This window comes from Microbacterium sp. NPDC090225 (assembly GCF_044772365.1).
GTDB lineage: Bacteria > Actinomycetota > Actinomycetes > Actinomycetales > Microbacteriaceae > Microbacterium.
On record NZ_JBIVYS010000001.1, the window covers coordinates 1,692,964 to 1,718,330 of the forward strand.

The window sequence follows — 25,367 nt, forward strand, 5'->3', positions numbered from 1 at the left end:
GCGTGCAGAGGTGTCGTACCGGATCACTGCCAGGTCCTGCGCTCGTAGGCCGTGCCGTCGATGACGACCCAGGCCTCGATCGTGCCACGGCGCATGCCGAGGTAGCAGCCGATCCGCTCCTCGTAGTTGCCGTTGCCGTCGGTCGTCACGTTGCGACCGCCGAACGTGCCGCCGTACGGCGCGGGCGCGTTGCTCGCGCACTGCAGGTACATCGTCTTGTTGGGCGGGAAGTCGCGCATCGTGACGTAGAAGTACGAGCAGGTGCCGTCGTTGCAGTTGGGTTGACCGTTCGCGTTACCGCTCGAGGTGACCCAGGCCTTGGGCGGCGGCTTCGAGCCGGAGGTCTCGCTGGTGGAACGCTCGACCGTCTGACCGGCGGAGTCCGTCACGCGCACCGTGATCGAGTGCGACTGGCTGTAGCCGTTGCCGACCGTGCGCGATCCGTTCGCGGCCACGCCTTCCCATCCGCCGCCGTTGATCCGGATCTGCACGGAGCTGATCTCGCGGCCGTTCGCCGACTGGTTACCGTTCCACGAGAACGTCACACTGGTGGCGTTCTGTTGGGACGAGAGTCCCGGCTGGCTGAGCGGTCCGTACGGCCGACCCGAACGCGTGGCAGAGCCCTCGCTGGCGTAGGTCGTGCCGTCGACGGTCGCGACCGCGCGCAGCACCACGTTGTAGGTCGTGCCGTTGGTGAGGCCCGAGATCACGTTGTTGCCCGGGATGCCTGCCCAGCTCCCCCCGCCGTTGAGCGAGTACTGGTACTGCACCTCGTTCTCACGGGCGCCGTTGCGCGCGCCCGCCGTCCACGAGAGCGTGAGTGCACGGTCGCCGTCGGCGACCGACGAGAACGACGGCGCGCTGGGCTTGTTGACCCCTCGGCGTGGGGCCGACATCGGGCTCCACTCGCCCCAGCCCGCCTTGTTGATCGCGCGGATGCGGTAGGTGTACGGCGTCTCCGAGGTCGCGACGGTGACGGCCTGCGAGCGCGCTCCGGCGTTCGGGGTGAGGGTGTTGCGGAGGGTGCCGCCCTCCCACACCTCGAGCTGGAAGGAGTCGATCGCGTCGCCGTTGGCGCTGCCGGGCTCCCACGAGACCTGCATCTGCGCCTGGTTGCCGACGCCCTGGATCTCGGCGGTCGTGGGAGCGGCGGCGGGCATCGGGGGCCCGGCCGGGATCTCGGATGCCGACCATCCGCTCCAGCTCGACGGTTCGGGCGCGCGGTTGTGGGCCTGCACACGCACCTGGTAGTTGCCGCCGTTCTCGAGGCCCTCCCAGGTCATGGAATTGCCCGTGACCTGCTTCTGCGTCACGCCGGACGGCGGCGCGGGCGAGATCTCGAGGGTGTAGCTCTCGACCGGCGACCCCGGGGTGGTGGGCGTCTGCCAGCTCACGTCGAGCGACTTGTCGCCGAACTTCAGGGTCGGCGGGTTCGGGGTGTCGGGACGCGCGTCCGGCCGCGCGATCGCCGAGCCGCCCGAGGGCTCGGACTCGCCGACGCGGTTGGTGGCCGTGACCTGGAACGAGTACTCGACGTTGTTGGTGAGGCCGTCGAGGGTGCAGGTCGTCGAGCCGCACTCCTTCGAGTAGGGGTTGCCGGTCACCGAGCGCACCGTGTACTTCGTGATCTCGGCGCCGTTGTTCGACGGCGCGCCGTACGAGACGACGACCGTGCGATCCTGCACGCTCGACACGGTGGGGGTGCCCGGGGCATCCGGCACGCCCTGCACGGTCACGATGATCTGGCCGTTGGCCTCGCGGTCGGGGTCCTTCGTGGCGTCCTGGATGCGGTAGCGCACGACCATGGTGCCGACGAAGTCAGCGGCGGGGGTCACCACGACCTCGTCGCCCTGCACCTCGGCACCGCCCGACCCCGACTCGGTCGACGCGTTCATGAGCTTGAGCGGCGTCTCGGGGAACGGGTTGAAGTCGTTCGCGAGCACGGGCACCGTGATGCTCTTGCCCTGGTCGGCCTCCGAGATCGTGTCGGTGTTCGCGGCCGGGAGCGGCCGGGTCGACGCCCCGACGCGCACCGTGACGGTGCCCTCGACGGGCTCGGTCGTGCCGTCGGAGATCTCGAGCTTGAGAGAGGCGACGGTGCCCTTCTCGACGTCGGATCCGGCTTCGACGAGCAGCTCCTGTCCGTCGATGCGCGCGCTGATGCCGTCGCCCGCGCCGCTCACGTACGTGTACGTGTGCACGCCGGCGTCTTCGGGGTCGGGGTCGGTCGTCAGCGGCACGAGGTCGAGGCGTGTGGCGTCCTCACCGGCCGCGACGACCATCTCGGTGCCGATGAACTCGGGCTGCTGGTTGTCGGGCGGCAGGACGTTGATCGGAATGCTCAGCGTGGCCTTGCGCCCCTCGGGGTCGTCGGGCCCGGTGCCGTCGGTGACCTCGAAGGTGAGCGCGTCCTGCCCGAAGTAGCCGTCGGCCGAGGTGTAGACCAGCGTCGTCTCGTCCTGCACGAGGTCGGCGCCGTTCGCGTGAACGGCGCTCACGCGGGCGTGCTCGGTGATGCGCGCCGTGCCGCCTCCGGCGACGGTCACGTAGTCGGCGAGCGGGACCTCCTTGGTCTCCCCGCTCATGACCTCGAGCGGCTCGGTGGAGTCGAGGATCGGGCGCAGATCGGATTCGGCCGGGACGAAGATGAAGGCGGATGCCTCGAGCCCGTCCTGATCGGTGAGGGTGTAGCGGATGAGCTGGAGCTCCTCGGTGACGGTGACCCGCACCATCCCGTTCTCCAGCTGCGTCGCGCCCTCGCCGAGGGTGACCTCGAGCCGGTCGGTGGTGCCGTCGGGGTCTTCGTCGTTGACGAGGATGTCGATGTCGGCATCCAACGTGCCCTCGGTGAGGTCGGTCGGTCGCACGCGGTCGTCGCGGGCGATCGGCGCCTGCAGGGGCACGTCCTCATCGACCGTGATCTGCAGCGCGGCGGTCGCGGTCGCGCCACGAGTGTCGCGGATCGTGTACTGCAGCGAGGTCTCGAGCGCGCGGTCGGGCGCCTGCACCAGCACGCGGTCGCCCGAGACGCGGGCCTCGATGCCCGTCTCGGTGGGCACCTCGAGTCCGTCTTCGACCAGGACGATCTTGTCGCCCTCGGGGTCGGAGTCGTTCTCCATCACGGGCACAGCGATCTCACGACCGGGCCGCACGACGACGGCATCCTTCACCGCATAGGGCGCTTGGTTGACCTTCTCGGCGGGGGCGATGCCGACGCGGATCGTCGCGATGCCCTCCTTGCCGAGGCGATCGCGCACCCGGTACTTGAACACGTCGACACCGGCCGAGCCGTCGAAGGCCTCGTAGGTGAAGTAGTTCTGCGCGGTCTCGGTGATGCGGCCCTTGGTCGGGTTCGACGCGATGTCGATCAGCTCGACCGAGTCTCCGTCGGCGTCGATGCCGTCGAGCGGCACGGCGATGTTGGCGGTCGATCCGGCGAGCACGCGTGCCACGAGGTCCTGCGGACGCGGGGCCGCGTTCGTCTCCTCGTCGATCGGGAGGATCTGGATCGTGACGTACCCGGCGTCCTTCTGCTGACGCGAATCGACGGCTTCGTAGGTCAGGTAGACGGTCTTCGCGACCGGACCGGCCTTGAAGCGCACCGTGTCCTGCGACACGAAGGCCTCGCCGTCCTCGGGGTCGACGAGCGGCTCGACGAGCTCGGGCACGACGTGCAGCACGTCGTCGTTCGGGTGGGTGTCGTTGTCGAGCACCGGGATCGTGACGACGTCACCGGCGCGCACGGTCGCGGTGTCGTCGTTCACGACCGGCTGGAGCAGCTTGTCGGGTGCCGGGATCGGGATCACCACGACCTCGCCCTCGGCCGATTTCGAGCCGTTCGAGATGCGGTACGTGATGCGCGCCTGATCGGTCAGCGCGCCCTGGTCGGTGATGCGCAGCGTCTCGTGGTTGATGACCGACACCGAGATGCCGGAGTCCTCCTCGATCGACACCGACTGCACGACGAGGATGCCGCCGGCGGGGTCGACGTCGTTGGCGAGCACGCCCACGAGCACGTCGCCGCCCGTGGGCAGCAGCGCGACATCGCGCACGGCGACCGGGGGCAGATCGGTCTCGGTCGCCTCGAGCACGTCGACGCGCACGATCCCCTCGCCGTTCTCAGGACCGGCGGTCGCGAGGTACAGCACGTAGTAGGTGCCCGGATTGTCGGCGGTGAAGGTGAACGTCTTGTTCGGTGCGTCGGGCAGCACGGTGGCGCCGGGCACCTCGCTCACCCGGCCGAGGCGCAACGGCTCACGACCCGAACTGGTGTCGTTCGCGAGCGGGGCGACCGTGACCTGCTCGCCGACGCGCGTCACGACATGGTCGGCGTTGGTCTTCGGCTTCGTCGATCCCTCGGGGCGCACGTCGAGGGTGAGGGATGCCGTCGCGCTCTCGCCGTATCCGTCGGCGACCGTGACCTGCACCTCCTTGCGGCCCTGCAGGCTCGCGGTGGCCTTGTACGTGATCTGGCCGTCGGTGCTGAAGTCGACCTCGTCGCCGGGAGCGGGAACGACGTCCTTCAGGTAGACGTCATCGCCTTCGGGGTCGATCCAGTCCGGGAGGATGTTGTACGAGACCGTCCCGCCGGTCTCGATCGTGAGGCTCGTCTTGCGCTTGGGCACGGGGGCGGTGTTGATGCTGTCGTCGTACACCGTGAGCGTGACGGTCGCCGTGTCCTTGCCGCCACGGCCGTCGTCGGCCTCGTAGGTGAAGGTCGTCGAGCCCTTCGCATCCTCGGCGACGGCGATCTGGAGCGAACCACCGTTCTGCACCTGCTGGATCTCGCCGATCGACGGCTGGGATTCGGCCAGGGTCGCGACCAGCACGTCACCGTCGGGATCGTTGTCGTTGTCGAGCACCGGGAGCATGGTCGTCACGCCCGGGCGAACGCCGAACGAATCGTCCTCGGCGATCGGAGGGGTGTTCTCCTCCTTGCGCTCGGGCAGAGTCGTCTCGACGGTTTCCTCGGTGGAGTCGTCCTCGTTCTCGGTCTCGCCCTCGGGCGGGGTGAGGTCGTTCCAGTTGTCGACGCGCTGCAGGCTCTCGTCGGCCAGCCAGGCTGCTCCGCCCACGGCGTCGTTGAGGATGATGACGTCGCGGTTCACGCGGAACACCAGGCTCTGCGACTCTTCGGCGCCTTCGACGGTCGCGTTGACGTCGTTGGTGCTGCCCGGGCATTCACGGATGAACGTCGCCGTCCCCGCCCAGGCGCCGTAGGTGCAACCGCGCAGCCAGACCGGCGCGGTCGGAGTTCCGGTGCCGCCGGCCTGGGTGGTGCTCGGCTCGCTGCCGTCGAAGGGCAGGCGCACGAGAGCATCCGGGGTGGCGATGGCGACGGCATCCGTCTCTGCGGATGCCTGCTGCAGAACCGCCTCGTTCGCCCCGGGGAGCTCGGTGCGGAAGCCGCCGGGCGAGGTGACGATGCCGGCTGCGGCGTCGAGCACGACCGGGGTGGTGCCGACGGCGGTGATGGTGGGCCGCGCAGAGGTGTCGATCTCGCCGACCGAGGCGGCCGAGGGGTCGCCTGCCTCGCCTTCGGCGTCGACGGGGACCGTGACGACTTCTCCGCGCTCGGCCGACAGACCGTAGACGGTGCCGTCCGTGCCGACGGCGACGTCGGCGTCGGCGCCGAGCTCGGCGACCGGGTCCTGCACCTCGGGCTCGAACCCGGGCACACCCTGCACGGGCACGACCCACAGCTCACCCGTCTTCTGATCGAGGATCGCGGCGGTGCGGTTGCCGAGGGCGACCTTGGAGGCGGTGGGGATCGCGGCCGAGTCACCGAGGGCGACGCGGGCGGGGTCGACCGCGGTCATCGTCGAGGCGCTCTCGTCGACGACGAGGATGTTCGTGGCGTCCTGCAGGATGTCGTAGTTCTCACCCGTCGTGCGCAGGCCGCCGTCGAGCACCGTGGACTCGTGGTTGAAGTGACCGACCAGCAGGCTCGACGTCTTGGTGATCCAGACCCCGCCGTCGTTCAGGTCGACCTTCGTGGTGGGGAAACCCTCGTAGGTGAAGGCCATGGTGGTGATCGCGATCACACCGACCGTGACCCCGGCAGCGGAGGCCAGGGTCTTGGGTCGTGCCCGCATCCAGGACAGCGCCTTCATTCCGTGTTCCCCCCACAGGTCCGTGCTCGACTGTTGCCGAGCGGCCCGGGGCCGCACGGCGCACCTGAACATCCTAACCGCGTGCTGGAATGCCACTGCATGGGGAGAGTTCCCCATGCAGTGCGGTGGGGCCCCGGAGCCTCCGGAGCCCCCAGACAGTCAGCGCGCCGGAGCCGAGAGGTCGATCGTGATGATCATGTCGCCTGCGACATCACGGCTGATATCGCCGCTCACGTCGACGCTTTCGCTCTCCCTTTCATGCGCGCTCTTCGGGCTCGGCGTTCCTGCGCCGGGACGTGCGGGCGCGGACCAGGGCGAGGATCACGCCGCCGATGATGAGGAGTGCAGCGACGATGCCGCCGCCGATCGCCCAGGGCAGCCATGCGGGAAGGGCAGTCGAGGCGCTCTCTTGCGCGGCCGTCTCTTTGTCCGGTCCCGTTGTCGGCGCGGGACTCTCGGCGGCCTCGAGTTCGCGTTCTGCCTCGCGCACGTCCGCTGTGGACGGAGAGCCGAACTCATCGTCCGCATCGAAGATCGGGTTCACATCCGGATACTTCGTCGGATCCACCGCCAGCATGCCCGTCAACGACGCGGCACCGTAGCCCGTGCTGCTGTTCCACTCGGGCTCGTGCTCACCCTTCGTGCCCGTGTTGTGGATGAGGCTCTGAATCAGCTGCCCCGCCGTCGCGTCCGGATACTTCTGCTTCACGACCGCCAGGAAGCCTGCGACGATCGGGGTGGCGAACGACGTCCCCCCGCTCAGGCTCTGCGCGTCCCACGACTCCCGCGTCCCTTGCAAGAGAACTCCGACGCCGGGACCCGAGGCGACAACCTGGTCATCATTGTTCGCATGCTGCTCGGTTCCCTCCCACGTCGTTGTCGATTGGATCATTCCGTCCGCATCGAACGACTGGACCCCGACAGCTCCGTTCGGGACAACCTGCACTTGGCTCAGTTGATCGTTCACCAGCGCGACGACGACAACGACGCCAGCCGCATGGGCTTTCGCGATCGTGTCTGTGTTCATGAAGTCAAACGTGCTCGAGATGGAAATGATGTCGGCACCTGCGTCGATCGCATCCAAGATCGCCGCGCCTTGTCCTGTGAGGTCGTCCTCGCTTCGGAGAGGTGCACCATTGGCCTGCGTGCATTCGATTTCTGTGCTCATCGGGTCTGTCGGGTCGGCGGGAACGGAAGCGTCGTAGTACAGAAGAGATGCACCCGGCGCCACTCCCTTGATCGGCACGCCACCGGCCGGCGCCTCGCCCGATCCGACGATCATCGATGCCACGTTCGTGCCGTGATGCGCGGCGATGTAGTCCGTCGAGGTCGCCGGATACGGCTCACCCGCCTCGTCGTAGCAATACGACGGCTCGCGTACCTCGATGTTCGCTCCGCGCAGCCCGATCACGTCCGGATTGATCTGGGTGTCGATCACCGCGACCGTCACACCCGTGCCGTCGAAACCGGCGTCGTGCGCGTCCTGCACATGGCCCCGCTCGAAGTACCACAGCCCGGACTCCAGGTCCTCGGATGAAGAAGCGCTCGACGGCGCCGCGATACCCAGCACCAGCGCACCCGCCATCGCCACGGCGCCCAGCGCACGACCGCGCATCAGTGGCCGCCGCCCACGGCCACGCCCCTCACGCGAACGGAGCGTCAGCCGACCAGACGCCCCGTCACCCAGCTCGACAAAAATCCCCATCGGACCCCCTCCGAATCCCGCACGCGCCGACCGAAACGTCGTGCGTCCGCGGTCGATCGTAAGCCACGAATCACCGACGAAGAGACGATCTCGACTTGATATATCAGCACACCAAAAATCGAGGTCAGAGATGGAAAACGAAAGCGGCCCGGGGATGTCTCGCCGAGTCAGGCGAAGACGACGAAGCCGAGCGTCACGAGCCCCGCGAGCGACACCGCGCACGCACCGGCGAAGGTGAGCAGCGTTGCGCGGCTGCGACGCACTCCCTGCCGCGCCACCGACGGGAGCGCCGGGTTCTCGACGCGTGTCGATGCCGGACCACCGCCGACTGCGGGTGGGGCCTTCGGCACGAGCGGAGCGGGGCGCGGCTTGTAGATCGCCGGTGGCTCGGGCTCGGTCGGGCGCTCGAACGAGACCGCGCTCCGAGGAATCGTGTCTTCGAGCGAGGAGGGAGGGTCGAACACCGTGTTCCGCCGACGACGCAGGCCGCGCCGCGGACGCACGATCGTCTCCTCGAGACCCGACGGCGCGACGGCAGTGCCACCCGAGCGATCAACGATGACCGTCGATTCGTCCAGCTCGAACGATGCCGGGCGCGCGCGGTCGACCACGACGGTCGGCTCGTGGTCATCGTCCGACGATGTGCCGCGGGTGCGGTCGACGACGATCGTCGCCTCGTCGATGTCGGATGCCGCGGGGCGCGAGCGCCCGACGACCACGGTCGCCTCGTTGTCGTCCATGTGCGCCTCGTCGTCCTCGACGTGCACCTCGGCATCCATCTGCGACGACGCGGACTGCGTCTCGGCATCCGCCTGCACCGACTCCGCCTGCACCGCGCGCCGACGGTCGCGTCGCGTGACGATGACGGTCTCTTCGTCGATCTCCTCGGTCATCGCGCGCGCACCGGGATCGTCGTGCCCTCGAGCATCGAGTCGGTGCCGACCGACACCGCCATCCGGCCGGCCGTATCGTCGTCGCGTCCGGCGCGCAGGCCGCCGGCGACGACGTCGATCACGACGACCGAGACGTTGTCGCGTCCGCCCGCCTGCAGCGCTCGGCGCACCAGAGCGGATGCCGCGGTCTCCGGGCGACCGCACATCGTCAGGGTCGCGCGGATCGCCTCGTCGCTCACCTCTCCGCTCAGGCCGTCGGAGCAGAGCAGCAGGCGTTCGCCGTCGATCACGGGCAGCAGCCAGCTGTCGGCCTCGCTGTCGGCCGCGCCGATCGCACGCGTGATGATGTTGCGCTGGGCGAAGGTCGCGAGATCCTCGGGACGCATCTCTCCTGCGTCGACCATCTCCTGCCCGAGGGAGTGGTCGATCGTCAGCTGCACGAGGTCGTTGGCGTGATGGCGGTAGACGCGCGAGTCGCCGACGTTGAAGACGAGCCAGTGCGGCAGCCCCTCGTGCTCGACCAGGGCCACACCCGAGACCGTGCTGCCGGCGCCCTGCTTGTGTGCGGCGGCGATCGACTCGACCACGGCGGTCGCGCGGCCGAGCGCCAGGCGAACGTCGTCGATCGTGACCGCCGTTCCCCGCAGCGGTTCGAAGGCGGCGACCACGGCGGCGCTCGCCCGGTCGCCGGCCTCGTGCCCGCCCATGCCGTCGGCCACGAGGAACACGGGGGCCGCGGTGAGCAGGGAGTCCTCGTTCGCGGCGCGCTTGAGACCGGTGTCGGTCAGCGACGCGACGTTGAGCACGACCTGGTCGACGGTCACGAATCGCGCTCCGCGATCACGTGCATCCCGACCTCACCGAGGATGAAGCGCCCGGTGCCGACGACGCTCTCGCCCGGGTCGAGCAGCACCTCGGTGCCGTCTTCGGCCACGACGACGACGCCGTTGGTCGCGTGCAGGTCGGTCAGACGCCACTCGTCGTCGGTCACGACGAGACGCGCGTGGGTCTTCGAAAGGGTGCGGGTGGCGTCGGTGATCGACAGGCGCTGCTCGCCCGGGTCGCCGGTCGGGTTGCGGCCGATCACGACGCTCGCGCCCGAAAGTGCGAAGCTGCGGCCGTCGTCGAGCACCAGTGAACGACGCACCCCGCGCTTGCGGGCGACGACGACGGTCGCTTCGAGGTCGTCCTCGACGGCGACCTGCCGGGGCTTGATGATCGTCTGCGCGAGGTCGTCGGCGAGGAGGTCATCGGACTCGGCGTCCTGCGTGAGCGGAGCCTCGGCGACGGGCGGGGCGGCAGGAGCGGCCGGGGGCGTGGCGACCAGGGGGACGGGAGGGATGCCGGGAGCCGCCGGGAGCTCCGTCTCAGCCGGTGACGTCGGCGCCGCAGCCGGCGGCGCCGGGGGCGTGAAGACGGGCGGGGTCGGAGCGAAGGCGGCCGGCAGCGGGAACTTTTCGGCGGGTGCAGCCGGCGCGACGGGTGCGGCCGGGGGCAGCGGAGCGGATGCCGGGGCCGGAGAAGCGGCAGACGGCGCGGCGGGCGGCGCGGCGGGCGGCGCGGCGGGCGGCGCGGCCGGAGCGGGCACGACCGGCGACTGCGGAGCGGATGCGGTCGGCGGAGCGAAGGACGGAGCCGGCGGCTGCGGGGCAGGGGCCGGAGACTGCGGAGCGGCCGTGGGGGGCTGCGGTGCCGGCGGCTGAGGTGCGGCTGCGGGAGCCTGCGGGGCCGGGGCGAACGCCTGCCACTCGGCCGGGATGCCGGCGTTGCCGGCGGCGGGCGTGGCGGATGCCTCGGACCCGCCGCTCGTCGAGCGCGGAGCCGGGATGAATCCCCCGGTCGGCGCCACACCGGCGTGCGCCGAGGCGGGGCGCTGCGGCGCGAAAGCCGGGAGCGCGTAGTCGCGGGTGTCGCCGGTGGTCGGCTCGAGCAGCGGCTGGGGCGTGCGGCGCGGCCCCGGCTGCAGGGCCGCGAGGCGGTCGCCCTCCGGGTACGGCGGCGCCCCGGCGGCGAGGATCGTCGCCCACACGGGAGGCAGCAGGATCGCGAGCACCGTCGACCCGGCACCGCGACCGAACTGCTGGTTGATCCGATGCGTCGCGATCACCTTGAGATAGATGCCGTAGATCTGCACGATCGGGATCAGGTAGAACACGACCTTCCAGGCGGCGACGCCTCCCCGCGCGAGGATCTCGGCCTCGTTGAGGATGGGCACCCAGCCCTTCCACGCCTCTCCCCCGAGCCGCGGGAACAGGCGCGACAGCGCCACCGCGTACCAGACGTAGATGCCGAGGCCGAGGAGCAGGCCGACACCCCATCCGATGAGGAGCATCGAGAGCAGTCCGGACTCTGCTGACGGTGTCATGGGGTCTCCTTCTGCCGGTCGTGGGGCGAACCGGCTACTGCGAGCGTACCGATCACCGGACGGCGACCCGCGAAACGAGGGCCGCTCGTCGGCCTCGCACGGCTCAGCAACGAGGTCAGGCGCACCCGCGCGACCAGACGCCGCCAGCGGCTGTCGGCCGCCGACAGCGCGGCTCGTTCGTCGTCGACGATCTGCCAGGCGGCGATGGCATCCGCATCGGTGGGCGGATGCCCCGCGAAGATGCCGCGGTCGACGAGCACCGCCAACCGCACGGCCGCAGACCGGTCGGCCGAGCGGGCGCGCTGCACACGCGTGCCCTGCGTCTGCATGACCACATCGTGGTCGGTGTACAGGTCGACGAGCTCCTCCCAGGCGCCGGCGAGCCGCACCTCGGGGTCGGCGGCATCGCGCCGTGCACGCGCCCGGCGCCCCTTCGCGATCAGCAGCACCAGCAGCGGAAGCGTCAGCAGCACGAGCGCGAGAACGCCCAGACCGACCGCGCGCAGGATCGGCAGCAGAACGGCCAGGAACTCCGATTCGGGGGCCTCCAGCGGCGGAGCATCGTCGTTGGAGTCGCTCTGCGCCTGCGGCGGATCGAGCGCCTCCGAGCGCGGCTGCTCCGGAACGGTCGGATGCTCGGGCAGCTGCTCACCCTCGGTGATCGCACTCGGCAGCATCGCGTACTGCGGCGTGACGTCGATCGGCATCCATTCGCCGCCGGTGGACCGCACCTCGACCCAGGCGCTCATGCTCTCACCCGTGCAGACCTCGGTACACGCCGGGATGCCGGGCACCTCCTCTGCGCCCGCGAGACGCGCCCCGATGACCACGCGCGACTCGAGACCCCAGTGCTCGGCGAGCAGTGCGGCGGCGGTCGAGAACTGCTCGTCGTCACCGATCGCCGACACGAGCAGTTCGGGTGCGGCATCCGCTCCCGCCCGGCGCTCCTGCTCGACCATCGCGGTGAAGACCTCTTCGATGCGGGCTGCCGAGTGGCCGGCGTAGCTCGACGCGAAACCGTAGCCCTCGGCGCCCTCGAGCGCCGCGATCCAGCCGGCGGAAGCCGCGTCGTCGAGCAACGCATGGCTGAGGTAGCCGCGCGAGCGCAGCCGGTCGATCAGCTCGACGAAGCCGGCGCCCGTGCGCGGCTGCTCCTGCATCTCGGCCCACTCGACGAGCGCGGGGAACGCGTCGGCGTCGAGCGTCGACTCGCCGCCCTGCAGCGTGGCGATCCCGTCGCCGGTGGCCGGGACATCGACGAGTACCGAGTAACGATCGCCGGGCACCAGCCCGCTGCCGCCGCCCGGAGCATCCGCGATCGTGATCGCCGTGTCGCCGTCGGCGTCGATGTGGAACCCGTCGGCGAGAGCATCCGCCCGTGATCCGGCGAACGCCGGCGCCTCGGCGAGTCCGGCGGGGGTCGGAACCCAGATGCCGCGGTAGGCATCGCCCACCGTGATGTCGAGCGCGACCCGGTTCTGGCCCGGGCCGGCGGTGCGCGGGAGCCGACTGAAGCGGTCGTCCTCGGCGATGTGGAAGTCGTTGCCGTCGTAGGCGTCGAGCGTGACGAGACGGATGCGATCGACGGCACCGGGATCGCCCTGCACCCCGAACACCGTCTCGCCGAGGCGATCTCCTGCGAACCAGGCACGGTAGGAACCGAGCGGGCTGGTCTGCTGCTGCACGACGATCATCGGCTCGACCTCGTCGCGCAGCACCGAGCGGTCGGTCCAGCCGGCGGCGACGGGCGCCGCCGCGACGCCGGCGACGAGGGCGACGACCACGAGCGCGCCCGCGAGCAGGTGCCGACGGACGCTGAGCCACACCGGTGCCGCCCGGCGGGAGACGCCGGTCGCCGCGACGATGCGCAGCGCCTGGGCCCGCTCGATGCGCGCCCGACCGATCACCCAGACCAGAGCGGCGGCGAACACGCCGACGCCGATCAGCCACTCGCGCGGAGCAGGGATCTCGATACCGAGAACGGCGATCGATGAACTGGTCGCGCTCAATCCGAAGGCGATCCCGAAGACGCTCATCACGGCGACGACGGGGACCGCCGCCAGGGCGCGACGCCCCGGGTGGAGTGCGAGGAAGGTCGCGAGGAATCCGCCGAACAGCATCACGACGAGGAACGGGATGAGCACCGCCTGGTACTCGCCGAGCGGCGGCGCGAGCGTCAGCATCTGCTTCCACCCCAGCACGACACCGAACACGGCATCGCGCAGGCCGCCGAGGAACGCGGGCACCGACGACAGCGCCGACGGGATCGCCAAGGGCACGGCGACGATCAGGTACATCGCGGCCGCCGCGAGCGCGGCGAGAAGCGCACCCCAGCGCAGCAACCGAGCAAGAACCGCGACGCCCATGCCGAGCAGGCCACCAGTGAAACCGACGACGAGCGCGCGGGGCGACTCGTACACGGGCCAGGCGGCGGCCGTCGCGAGCGCGATGCCGACCGTCACGAAACCGAGCGCCCAGAACGTGAGGGCCGAGAACCGGAGCGCGGAGCCGTTCGCGCCCCGGAGACGCGTGCGCGTGCCGCTCATCGAAGCGCTCCTCTGGCGAGCATCTGCGGCAGATCGCCGAGCGCTCCGAGGGTCATGACCGACAGTTCGCGGGCCGTGCGCATCGTGGGCTGTTCGCCGAGCTCGCTGCGCACGGCGACGGCGTCGACCTGCGCGGGCAGTTTCACCGCGGCGTGCCGCAGTCGCTCGAGCGGCGTGCGCGATCCGGTGAGCAGGAAGCCGATCGAGAGGTCGGGGTACGACTGCACGGTCAACGCCGCCACCGCCTCGAGACGCATGACCCGGTCGGAGGCGTCGAGCGTCGAGGTCGCGTCGAGCATCGCCTTCGGCGTGGCGGTCGGCAGGGTGCGGATCGACAGCACCTCGGTGCGACTGTGCTCGGGGATCTCGTTGCTCACCGAGAACAGCACGTCGCGGCCGTCGCGCACACCCTGCAGCGCGAGGGATGCCGCGGCACTCACAGTGTTCTCGAACTCGTCGTCGCTGTCGTACGACTCGGCGTCGAGGTCGAGGATGATCGCGATACGGGCGTGCCGGGACTCCTCGTACTGCCGCACCATGAGCGTGCCGGTCTTGGCGGTCGACTTCCAGTGCACGTGGCGCTGCGAGTCGCCCACGACGTACTCGCGCACGGCGTGGAACGACAGGTCGGCGTCGACGAGCGTCGTGCTCGGGGTGCCGTCGAGGTCGCGGATGAGCCCCGCGCTCGTGCTGGGGATGCGCACCGTGACGGGGTGCACGTGGATGCGCTGCACCTCGGGCCAGCGCATCTCGCGGCGGAGGATGCCGATCGGATCTCCGCGCGTGATCGTCATCGGACCGACGTCGATCACGCCGCGACGGTGCGCCGCGATCGTGAGCTCTTCGCGATGATGTCCGTCGGGTCGCAGCAGCGGCACGTGCGCCTCGACGAGGCCCTCGCCGACCGGAACGTCGACCACGCCGGGGAGCGACAGGCGGGTGCCGTTGTTGCGCACGTCGAGCACCGCACCGATCTCGGCCCCCGCGACCACACGATCCCGGTCGAGCGTGAGATGGATGCGGTAGTCGTGGGCGCCCAGCACGAAAGGCACGCAGACGATGAGGAGCACCAGCGCGATCGCCGCCACGGCCCACGCCTCGACCCAGCCGAAGAGCACCCCCGCGACGACGCCGAGCACCAGGGCCGCGGCCACGAGCAGCCCCGCAGCCGTCACCGTCTCGCGCACCCAACCGGCCGTGCGGCGCGCCGCTCGGGCGATCGTGCGCCCGGCTCGACGCATGCCGAACACCGCCCCGCGCACGGGGCCGCGGCGCGTCTGCGCGTACCGCGTCACCGTCGCCGTACGCGTCGAGGTCGACGTGTGCGCCGTCGTGCGGGTCAGGCGCGATTCGGTGTTGAAGCTCACGCAGTGCCGTTCTCGCGCGGGGGTTCGACGTCGAGCAGGATCTGGCCGACTACGGCCACCGCGGTCACGCCGTCGAACTCGGCTTCGGGCTCGAGCACGAGACGGTGCGCCAGCGCGACGACGGCGAGCTCGCGCACGTCGTCGGGGGTGGCGTAGGTGCGGCCGTTCTTCGCGGCCCAGGTCATCACAAGTCGCGACAGCGCGATCGCGCCGCGCACGCTGGCGCCCAGACGCACCTCGGATGCCCGACGCGTGGCGTCGACGATGCGCATGATGTAGTCCGAGACGAGCGGGTTCACATACACGCCGCGCGCCATCTCGGTCATCGTGAGGATGGTGTCGGTGCCGACGATGCCGTCGAGCACGCGGGTCGGCTGCGCCGCACCCTGCAGGATGCGCATGGTCGCCGCGTCGTCGGGGTAGCCGATCGAGGTCTTGATCATGAAGCGGTCGAGCTGCGCCTCGGGCAGACGGTACGTACCGCCCTGCTCGATCGGGTTCTGCGTCGCCATCACGAGGAACGGCGAGCCGACCGGGCGGGTGACGCCGTCGACCGTGACGGTGCCCTCCTCCATGACCTCGAGCAGCGCGGACTGCGTCTTCGGGCTCGCCCGGTTGATCTCGTCGGCGAGCACGATGTTCGCGAACACGGGACCCGCGTGGAACTCGAACGTGCCCTCCTTCTGGTCGTACACGGTGATGCCCGTGACGTCGCCGGGGAGCAGGTCGGGGGTGAACTGGATGCGCGTGCTCGTGCCCGAGATGGTCTGGCCGATCGCGCGGGCGAGCGCGGTCTTGCCGGTGCCCGGGTAGTCCTCGAGCAGCACGTGCCCACCGCTGATGCCCGCCGCGAGCACGAGCTCGACGATGTGGCGCTTGCCGAGCACGACCTGCTCGACGTTGCCGGTGAGGATCGAGAACGTCTCGGCGAACCAGGCAGCCTGTTCGGGGGCGATGGTCACGGGTGCAGCGGAGGAAGCAGGCATAGGAGCAACAGTATTCTTCTCGATGGTCTCGGACGGGGTCAGGGGGTCGGGGTGCAGGCGGCGGGGACGCGATGCGTGATCGGGGCGAGCGAGGAGTAGGCCCCGGTCCATGTGAGCGTGACGTCGTAGGAGGGCGGGTCGTCCACGGTCGCGCCCGGGATCTCCACCGGGGTGCCGAGCGAGTAGGAGCCGCGCGCCGCGCCCGAGACGGTGACGACGTCACCGGGGTTCTCGGGAAGGCACTGTCCGAAGGTCGCATCGACGATAGTGGGCGCGGTCTCGGCAGAGATCTGCACGGCCGCCGAGCAGTACCCGGGGACGACGGAGTGACAGCCCTGGGCGGTGATCTGGCCCGGCGCGGCGTCACGGCTGAGCGAGAAGTCCTGCTGCCGTGTGCCGTACATGTTGTACCAGACCACGAAACCGTTGCGCACCGAGATCGACGGACCGCGCTCGAGCGGGTAGTTGTACGTCGTGCCGCTCTGGCTCGGAGTGGTCGCGACGCGGTAGCTCGTTTCGCCGCCGGGGCCCTCGACCGACGTGAAGGTGAAGACCTGCTTCGGGTAGGTCTCTGCGACACCGTATCCGTTCGAGGCGCACGCCTTGACGTTATAGAGCTGGTACTCGGCCAAGCCGTCGAGCGAGGGCGAGGAGGACCGCTTCTCGTCTCCGGATACCTGGAGTTCACCGGTCGGGCTGGCCGTGCACGAAACGTTGCCGGAGCGCCAGGCGACATAGACGATGCTCACGCCACGGTCGCTGCCGTTCGCTTGTGCCGCCCCCGTACCGGGTGCCGAGATGCTGATCGACGTGTTCGAGGAGGCCGCAGCATCCGTACCGGCGGGATCGAAGAACACCGTGCCCGCCGCGGTCACCTGGGTGCGGAAGGCCCCGCCCTCGTTGCCCCCGTCGCCCGTGGGCGGCTGGAACTGGCTGACCGGCACGATCGTGAGGGTCTGCGCGCCGGGCGCGAGCGCGAGCTGAGCCTTCGTCGTGCCACCGCTGCGCTCGATGACCTGCCCGGTCTCCTCGACGCGGAACGAGCGCGCGTCGTCCGGCGCGTCGATCGACAGATCGACCGCGGCACGAGTGCGATCGGTGACCCCCTGGCGGTACACCGGCGTCGCCGTCGCATTCGACACGGTCGGCGCTGCGTACGCCCAGCTGGTGTGCGCCGAGGTCGGCGCCGAGGCACCCACCGAGTTGACCGCGGATGCCGTGAACGCATGCCTCTCGCCGTTGACCAGGCCGTTCACCGTGCAGCGGTACAGGCCGCCACCGGCCGGCCCGCACGAGGCGTTCGCGGCGGCACCGTCCTGCTGGATCGTCACGCCGGTGACCGAGGGGTGCGCGCGTCCGGCCTCACCCAGCGGCACCTCCAGCACGACGGTCGAGCGCGTGTATCCGACGGTCGTGACGCTCGCCGGCGCCTGCGGGTACCCCTGCAGGTCGAGGGTGAGAGTTCCCGTGCCGGTGCGCCCCTGAGCATCCGCCACGACGAACGGCACCACGCACTGGCCGCCGGGAGCCTGCCCGCCGCCGGGCCAGCTCGCGGTGATCGCGCGGTCGCCGGAGGCGGCGAGCGAAGCGACGTCGCACCGGGCGCCGGAACCGAGCGAGACGAGCTTCAATCCGGAGCCCTGCTTGCCCGCGAACGGGTCGTACTCGCCGGCGATGTCGACGACGTCGATCGCGCAGCTGGGGCTGGTCACGACGCACTGCTTCGTGAAGGTCGCCCCGCGCGGAGCATCCGGCGGCGCCGCCCCGACGACCAGGCGCACGGATGCCGCGGCCTCGCCGTACTGCGAGACGGTCACCTCGACGGCCTCGGCGGTGCCGGGGCGCGCATCGGCGTGCGCCTCGACGGTGAGCGTCGGGCCGTTCTGCGTGACCGTGAACGAGGCGCCGCTGTAGACGGTGCGGAAGTCGAGCGAACGGGCGTCGCCCTCGCGGCCGCCCTCCCAGCTCGCCATGTTGGCGTAGAGGTCGAAGTCCGCGCTCGCGCCCGGAGCGACGGTGTGGGCGATCGACGACAGCAGCAGCTGCGGCTCGGCGGGACGGATGCTGACGGGCACGTCGATGTACGACCAGCGCTCCTGGCCCTGGAGCCGCACCGGCACGAGGCACGTGTCGGACCAGGGCGATTCGCGGCCGGCGCGATAGGTCGCCTCTCCCCCGCCTGCGGGGAGGCAGACCGCCGCGGCGCGCTGCGCGGTGAACTCGCCCGATCCGATCTCGACCGCGTCGGTCGCCGCGAGGTCGAGGTAGTCGGCCACGGTGAACGTCGCCTCGGCGTCTTCGTCGACGACGACCGGGGTCGCGCCGGGCGTGATCTGCACCTGCATGTCGTCGAACGCGGGGATGTGCAGGAACCCGTAGGCGACGACGTCGCGCCCGCCCGCGGCGGTCCCGGTGAGCTGGAAGGGCACGAGGGTGCCCTCGGCCGGGGCCGCGCCGACGATGCGGTCGCCCTGCACCGAGAAGCCGGGCTGGTCGCCCCAGAGGCTGAGCTTCAGCGCGCTGGCGTCACCCGACGGCCAGCTGACCCGGTCGGTGACGACGTCGATGCCGCGGTCGGCGAGATCGTCGCGGTCCCGGGCGGTCAGCACCGTGTCGGCGACCGTGGGCTGGTCGGTCACGGCGCCATCGGTCACCGACACGACGATGAGGCCCTGCGCGGTGCTCTGCGTGCGGCTCGACGTCACCGTGTAGAAGTAGGAGTTCGTTCCCGCGACGTCGCCCGCGCGCAGCACGACGCGTCCGTCGTCGAGCGAGGTGTCGGGGTCGATCAGCGACTTCAGCCGCTCGTAGAGCGGGTTGCCTGCGACGGGCGGGGCATTGGGCACAAGTTCGGTGATCTCGAGGTCGCCCTGCGCCGGGTCGAGGTCGTTCGCACGGGGGTCGAGCACGATCGGCGTCGACGACCCGGCCTCGACGCGCACGTAGTCGCTGAAGGTCACCGGGGCCGCATCGTCGATGTCGGCGTCGAGCACGCCGATCCGCACGAGTCCGGTTCCCGTCTCTCCCTGTGGATCGCGCACCGTGTAGCGGAACGTCGCCTGGCCACCGTCGACGCCACCGGCCGGAGCGCGATAGACGATCGCGTCGCCGCGCGCCGAGATCGTGGCGGTGCCGGCGCCCTTGCCGGGCTGATCGATGCCGGCGAGCACGACGCGGTCGCCGTCGCTGTCCATGCCGGTCGCGGGCACCGACAGCGAGACGGTCTGCCCGCTCAGCACCCGTCCCGTGAGTGTGGTGGGCGTGGGGGCACGATTGGTCCCCGGCGGCACGACGGTCACCGTCACGGCGCCGTCGTCGGAGAGGGAGGGGTTGCGCTCGAGCGACACCGAGTACGTGAGCCGGTAGGTGCCGGGCGTCGACGGCGCGAGATAGCGGAGCGCGTTGCCGTCGGCGAAGACGAGCTCTCCTGCCTCACCCGAACCGGTCACCTCGGGCTGCACGACGAGGGGCTCGCCGCGCGGTGCCACGTCGTTGGCGGTCACGTTGATGCGGGTGAGCGATCCCGCCCGCACGGTGATCGCGTCGGGGAAGACGATCGGACGGGTGACGGTCGACGGCGGCGTGAGGAAGACGGTGACCGTGCCCTCGACGGCCGCACCCGAGCCGTCGGCGACGGTGACGCGTGCGCGGCCGATCACACCCGGCTCGCCGTCGTCGGTCGTGCCGTTGACGCGGATGCTCTCGTTGTTGACGACGCGCACGCTCAACTGCGGCGACGAGCTCACGGCTCCCGAGAGCATGAGCACGCGGCCCGTGGTGTTCTGCACGGCGCTGAGCACGTCGACCGTGCTGTCCTCGCCCTCGCGCACGAACGCCGTGAGCGGAGCCATCGCGAGGGGAGCCGCGCCGTCGACTGCCGTGATGCGGATCACGGCCGACTGCTCGGCCTGCGTCGTGGCATCCTGCGCGGTGTACGTCACGACGTATTGACCGGGCTCCGCGACCGTGAGCTCGACGTCGCCGGAGGCGAGGTTCGGCGCGACTTCGAGGCCCGCCGCCGTCGCCGCCGTCTGCACGGCGTCGACCAGACGATACGACCCGGAGCCGCCCGAGAGGTGATCGGAGATGCGGATCGACTGGGCCTCCCCCACCCGCGCGGTCAGCGCGACCGGCGAGGCGAGCAGCGCGGGGCTGCCGGTGACCTGCACGTCGAGGGTCTTCTCGGCGCGCGCACCGTGCACGTCTTCGACCACGACGGTCACGGGGATGACGGCATCCGAGGCGTTCGGATCGGTGTGGCGGATGGCGACCCGACCGTCGGCCATGGGAACGACCATCACGGGAGCGGCGGAGTCGGTCTCGTAGGCGTCGACGAGCACGAAGGGATCGCCCTCGGGGTCGACCCAACCCGACAGCGCCGAGACGACCGTGCTGCCGCCCGGGAGCAGCTGCGGCGCCGGCCATTCCTGCTGGCAGGCGTCGACGCCGCACCAGACCGGGGCGGAGTTCACTTCGGGATCCACGACCGTGAGCGTGACGGTCGCGGGCGGCGACACCGCGGCACCGTCGGTCACGGCATACGTGAAGGAGGTCTGCCCGCTCGTCGCGGTCACGTCGACGACGAGCGCCTGCCCGTCGGACACGAGCGACAGCCGACCGAAACCGGAATCGCCGAGCCCGGCCGACACCGACTCGGGGTCGATCGTCAGGACGTCCTTCTTGTTCGGGTCGTGGTCGTTGAGCAGCACGGGCAGGAGGACCTGCTCGCCCGCCCGCACGCCGAACGAGTCGTCGACGGCGACGGGCGGCATCTGCTCCGCCACGTCCTCGACGATGATCGTGCCCTCCTGCTGCTCGGTGTCGTCGTCGATCGCCCACTGCTCGAGCGGGATGAGCACGCCGTCCGGCGCCGTCCAGAGCAGACCGGTGCCGATCTCGCTGAGCACGACGCGGTCGCCGTTGCCTTGGAAGACCGGGTCGATGGTCGCGGACTCGAGGGCGTCGTCGGGGACGGAGAGCGACGTGGTCTCGCCGCCGGCCCACAGGGTGCCGGACCCGGTGTCGAGCCAGGCCGCGTAGGTCGTCGTGCCGACCACGACCGGGCGCGCAGGGACGCCGGATGCTTCGGCGATGCGCTCCTCGTCACCCGAGGCGAGAGCCACCGAGACGAGACCATCGGCATCGGCGACCACGACGTCGTCACCGGATGCCGCGCCCGCCTGCAGTCGCGCGCCCTCGGCGACGTCGATCGTGATCGGGGCGTCGGCGCCCGACGTCCAGAGTCGCCCTTCCGCGGCCTGGAGCATCGCCCAGCGATCGCCGACCACGGTGAGCTCGATACCGTCACCGCCCTCGGGGGCGTCGGACACCTCGGCACCGTCGCCGAGGAAGCGGTGCTCATCGATGTCGAACCGGCGCACCGCTCCCTCTTCGGCCGAGTAGAGCGCGAGCACGCCCTCGGGCGAGAGGCCGATCGCATCGGCCGTGTACGACGGCGGGTCCTCGCCCTCCTCGACCTCGACCGCGGCGAAGGGGTCGACCAGAGCGGTGCCCGCTCCGGCATCGAGGGTGGTGACCGAGACCTGTCCGGTGTCGGTGCGATAGGCCACGTACGCACCGGCCGACACGATCTCGCGGGTTCCCGCGGGGGTCGGTTCGGAGGCGAGAGGAGTGCCCTCGTCGCCGGCATCCGCGATCAGATCTCCGGGGCTCGCGGGATCGAGATCCCAGCGCTGGCGGTTGCCCTGCGCGTAGAGCACGGCCGAAGAACCGCTCTGCCACACGGCTTCGGGGTCATCGACGTTGCGCACCGTGTCGATCTCGGCGAGGTCGGTGTTGACCCGCGCATACTGGCCGCTGTCGCGCATGACCCACACGGCCGATTCCAGCCGCGGAACTTCCTGCGACTGGTAGCCCTGCGCCGTGACGGCGAGGGTGACGACCACGGCGAGAGCAGCGACGCCCGAGATCGCGGCGATGAGGCGTCCGCGGGAGCGGGGCTTCGTCGCGGTGCGGTCGCGGTCGCCGATCGCCATCACAGGACCCCGGTGAGGAACAGGATGCCGACGCCGACGCCCGCGATCACCACGGCACCGATGAGCGCGCCCACCACTCCGGCGACGAGCGGAGAACGCGATGGGGCACGGGTCGCGACCGGGAGGTCGTCGCGGTCACGGGCCGCGCCCTGCTGCTTCGCGGCGCGTGCGGCGCGGCGGGAGTCGGGAGCGACGGTGGTGACGACGGGGCCGCGGGGCGCGGCATCCGAGAAGCTGACCGGCGACGCCGCGGCCCACTCGGCGGATGCCGCCTCGAAGGCGGTGGGCGCGATGCCGAGCTCGTACTGCGCATGGCGCAGACGATCCGCGAACGCCGCCATGCTCGGGAACCGGCGCGACGGATCCTTCTCCATCGCCGTCGCGAGGATCTCGTCGATGACCTTCGGCATGCCCGCGATCGGCAGCGGTGTGTACTTGGCCTTCACGATGCGCTGCGTGAGCAGCTCACGCGTGTTCGACGCACGGTCGTCGCGCTCGAAGGGGCTGCGGCTGGAGAGCAGCGTGTACAGCGTCGCCCCGAAGCTCCAGACCTCGCTGGGCACCGAGCCCGACACCTTCTCCTGCAGCACCTCGGGCGCGCTCCACGGGATCGACATCGCGATGGTCTCGGAGTCGCCCTCGTCGAGCACTGCCGCCGCGATGCCGAAGTCCGCGAGCACCGGCGCCCCGAGCGAGTTGATGAGCACGTTCGAGGGCTTGATGTCGCGGTGCAGCAGCCCTGCGCGGTGCACGGTCTCGAGCGCGCCGGCGATGCGCACGCCGATGTCGAGCACCTCGGCGAGCGGCAGCGGCGCCTTCTTGTAGCGGGCGCTCATCGTGTCGGGGCAGTACTCCATCGCGAAGTACGGGCGGCCGTCCGACGAGATCGACGCCTGATAGATCGTGACGATCGACGGGTGCGCGCTGAGTCGGGCCGAGATGTCGGCCTCGACGTTGAACGCTCGCAGCACGTCGGAGTTCACGGCATCCGCCAGCAGCACCTTCACCGCAGCGACGCGGCGCGGCATGTCCTGCTCGTAGAGGAAGACGTCGGCGAACCCACCGGAGCCCAACGGGCGCACATAGCTGTAGCCCGACAGCACCGGAGGCGTGGAGGCAATCCGCTTCGCCACTCGCCCTCCCCCGGGAATTGTCATCGACGGGGGTCGCATCGAAAGCGCCGCGGCACGAGCGCACCGCGGGTTCCCCCGCGCACGAGTATAACCGCGACCGGCGACGCGCTCAGGCCCGCCAGCATCCCTCGATGTGATCGTCGACCATTCCCGCCGACTGCATCAGCGCGTACATGGTCGTCGCACCGACGAAGCGGAACCCCCGCTTGCGCAGCTCCTTGCTCATCGCGGTCGACTCCGCGGTCACCGCCGGCACGTCGGCGAACGACGCCGGGCGGGTGTCGGATGCCGGGGGCGCGAACGACCACATCAGTTCGTCGAGCTCGCCCTCGGCCATGTCGCGCACGAGCTGCGCATTGCCGATCGTCGCCAGGATCTTCGCCCGATTGCGGATGATGCCGGCATCGCCCATCAGGCGCTCGACGTCGTCGTCGCCGAACTCCGCGACGACCGCCGGGTCGAATCCCGCGAACACCTCGCGGAATCGCGGGCGCTTGCGCAGGATCGTGATCCACGACAGACCGGCCTGGAAGCCTTCGAGCGCCATCTTCTCGAAGAGGGCCCTGTTGCCGTGGAGCGGGGTGCCCCACTCCTCGTCGTGGTAGCGGCGGTACTCGACGTCGTCACCCACCCAGCCGCAGCGCGCACGTTCGTCGGGACCGGTGATCAACGAGCTCATGCCCCCACGCTAGCGGCGGCCACCGACACGGCCCCTCGCGGTGGGGCGCTTCGACAGGCTCAGCGACCCAAAGCACTGGGTCCCTGAGCCTGTCGAAGGATCCCGCCCCCGAGACGCTCAGTCGGCGAAGGTCGCGGCGTCGATCACGAAGCGGTACCGCACGTCCGAGGCGAGCACGCGCTCGTAGGCCGCGTTGATCTCGGATGCCGGGATCACCTCGATCTCGGCGGCGATGCCCTTCTCGGCGCAGAAGTCGAGCATCTCCTGCGTCTCGCGGATGCCGCCGATGTTCGAGCCGGAGATCGACTTGCGTCCGCCGATGAGCGATCCGACGAACAGCGGAAGCGCATCGGACGGCATCCCCACGCACACCATCGCCCCGTCGACGTCGAGCATCCCCAGGTACGACCGCAGGTCGATCGGCGCGCTGACCGTGTTGAGGATCATGTCGAACGACCCGCGCAGTGAACGGAACGTGTCGTCGTCACTCGTCGCGTAGTAGTGGTCGGCGCCGAGGCGCAGCCCGTCGTCCTTCTTGCTCAGCGTCTGCGAGAGGACGGTGACTTCCGCTCCGAGCGCGTGAGCGATCTGCACACCCATGTGGCCGAGCCCGCCGAGGCCCACGACCGCCACCCGCGAATCCGGCCCGACCTGCGCGTGCCGCAGGGGCGAGTAGGTCGTGATGCCCGCGCACAGCAGGGGCGCCGCGACATCGAGAGCGAGCGCATCCGGGATCCGCACGACGAAGCCCTCCGTCACCACGACCTTCTCGGAGTACCCGCCCTGGGTGATCGTGCCGTCGCGGTCGACGCTGCCGTAGGTGAAGACGGCACCGTTGCGGCAGAACTGTTCCTCGCCTCTCCGGCACTGGTCGCACTCCCCACAGGAGTTGACCATGCAGCCGACGCCGACGCGATCGCCGACCGCGTGCTTCGTGACCTCGGCACCGATGGCCGCGACCGTGCCGGTGATCTCGTGTCCCGGCGCGAGGGGGTATTCCCGGTGGCCCCAATCGCCGCGCACCGTGTGGATGTCGGAGTGGCAGATGCCCGCGAAGGCGACGTCGATCAGGACGTCGTGGGGGCCGAGTTCGCGGCGCTCGATCGTGGTCTTCTCGAGGGGGGCGGCTTCGGACGGGGCGGCATAGGCGTTCACGCGGGTCATGCAGACGACGTTACCCGCGCCGTCTGTCCCCTCTTCTCAGAGTCGCGGAGCGCGCACCGCCCGAGCCAGCAGATGCACCCCGAAGCACGTCACCGCGAGGCCGACGACAGCGCAGAACACCATCGGCGGCCAGCCCCAGATCTCGGTGTTGCGCCAGGGGATCGTGTCGGTGAGCACCCAGTCGACGCGGATGCCGACGGCCACCGCCGCGACGAGGAAGATCGCGCCGAACATGATCACCCCCGCGCAGGCGAGAACCCGCTTGGCCCGGGAGGGCGCCGGGAGCGGAGCGTCGGCGTCGTCGTCGGGCGTACCGTCCTCGAGCGACGAGTAGTCGACCTCGCGCCGGAAGTGCCGCCAGAGAAAGCTCATGCCGACGATTATCCCGTCTTCCCCGACCCCCACCGAGTCGATACGGTG

At 70.5% G+C, this 25,367-nt stretch carries 13 protein-coding genes; all 13 read right to left on the reverse strand.

Features of this window, described 5'->3' with window-relative positions; translation table 11 throughout:
• Positions 1-23: 23 nt before the first annotated feature.
• Positions 24-6,113, reverse strand: a complete 6,090-nt coding sequence (locus ACIQTT_RS08095) for an Ig-like domain-containing protein (protein ID WP_402788376.1) — start codon at positions 6,111-6,113, stop codon at positions 24-26.
• 256 nt (positions 6,114-6,369) lie between these two features.
• The gene (locus tag ACIQTT_RS08100) at positions 6,370-7,728 is read right to left on the reverse strand and encodes a S8 family serine peptidase (RefSeq protein WP_402788378.1); all 1,359 of its coding nucleotides are present in this window, start codon (positions 7,726-7,728) and stop codon (positions 6,370-6,372) included.
• Between the two features lie 257 nt (positions 7,729-7,985).
• A complete protein-coding gene (locus ACIQTT_RS08105; RefSeq protein ID WP_402788380.1) occupies positions 7,986-8,711 on the reverse strand; it encodes a hypothetical protein in 726 nt (241 codons plus the stop codon).
• On the reverse strand, positions 8,708-9,535 hold the full coding sequence (locus ACIQTT_RS08110; protein ID WP_400441593.1) for a PP2C family protein-serine/threonine phosphatase: 828 nt from the start codon (positions 9,533-9,535) through the stop codon (positions 8,708-8,710). Before ACIQTT_RS08110 ends, ACIQTT_RS08105 begins: the two co-directional genes overlap by 4 nt.
• Positions 9,532-11,076: a DUF5684 domain-containing protein gene (locus ACIQTT_RS08115; protein WP_402788382.1), complete on the reverse strand. Its 1,545-nt coding sequence runs from the start codon at positions 11,074-11,076 to the stop codon at positions 9,532-9,534. The genes ACIQTT_RS08110 and ACIQTT_RS08115 overlap by 4 nt, the downstream gene beginning before the upstream one ends.
• Positions 11,073-13,622, reverse strand: coding sequence for a transglutaminase domain-containing protein (locus tag ACIQTT_RS08120; protein ID WP_402788384.1), 2,550 nt, complete (start codon positions 13,620-13,622; stop codon positions 11,073-11,075). Before ACIQTT_RS08120 ends, ACIQTT_RS08115 begins: the two co-directional genes overlap by 4 nt.
• Positions 13,619-14,989 (reverse strand): DUF58 domain-containing protein, encoded by a 1,371-nt coding sequence (locus tag ACIQTT_RS08125; RefSeq protein WP_402788386.1) that lies wholly within the window; start codon positions 14,987-14,989, stop codon positions 13,619-13,621. Before ACIQTT_RS08125 ends, ACIQTT_RS08120 begins: the two co-directional genes overlap by 4 nt.
• Positions 14,986-15,975, reverse strand: coding sequence for a MoxR family ATPase (locus tag ACIQTT_RS08130; protein ID WP_247632997.1), 990 nt, complete (start codon positions 15,973-15,975; stop codon positions 14,986-14,988). The genes ACIQTT_RS08125 and ACIQTT_RS08130 overlap by 4 nt, the downstream gene beginning before the upstream one ends.
• Positions 15,976-16,013: 38 nt before the next feature.
• Positions 16,014-21,971, reverse strand: coding sequence for an Ig-like domain-containing protein (locus tag ACIQTT_RS08135; protein WP_402788388.1), 5,958 nt, complete (start codon positions 21,969-21,971; stop codon positions 16,014-16,016).
• The gene (locus ACIQTT_RS08140; protein WP_402788390.1) at positions 21,971-23,104 is read right to left on the reverse strand and encodes a serine/threonine-protein kinase; all 1,134 of its coding nucleotides are present in this window, start codon (positions 23,102-23,104) and stop codon (positions 21,971-21,973) included. Before ACIQTT_RS08140 ends, ACIQTT_RS08135 begins: the two co-directional genes overlap by 1 nt.
• A gap of 109 nt (positions 23,105-23,213) precedes the next feature.
• Complete coding sequence (locus tag ACIQTT_RS08145) at positions 23,214-23,783, reverse strand: DNA-3-methyladenine glycosylase I (RefSeq protein ID WP_402788392.1); 570 nt, start codon at positions 23,781-23,783, stop codon at positions 23,214-23,216.
• Positions 23,784-23,900: 117 nt separating this feature from the next.
• Positions 23,901-24,947, reverse strand: coding sequence for an NAD(P)-dependent alcohol dehydrogenase (locus ACIQTT_RS08150; RefSeq protein ID WP_402788394.1), 1,047 nt, complete (start codon positions 24,945-24,947; stop codon positions 23,901-23,903).
• A gap of 36 nt (positions 24,948-24,983) precedes the next feature.
• On the reverse strand, positions 24,984-25,319 hold the full coding sequence (locus tag ACIQTT_RS08155; protein ID WP_402788396.1) for a hypothetical protein: 336 nt from the start codon (positions 25,317-25,319) through the stop codon (positions 24,984-24,986).
• Positions 25,320-25,367: the final 48 nt, after the last annotated feature.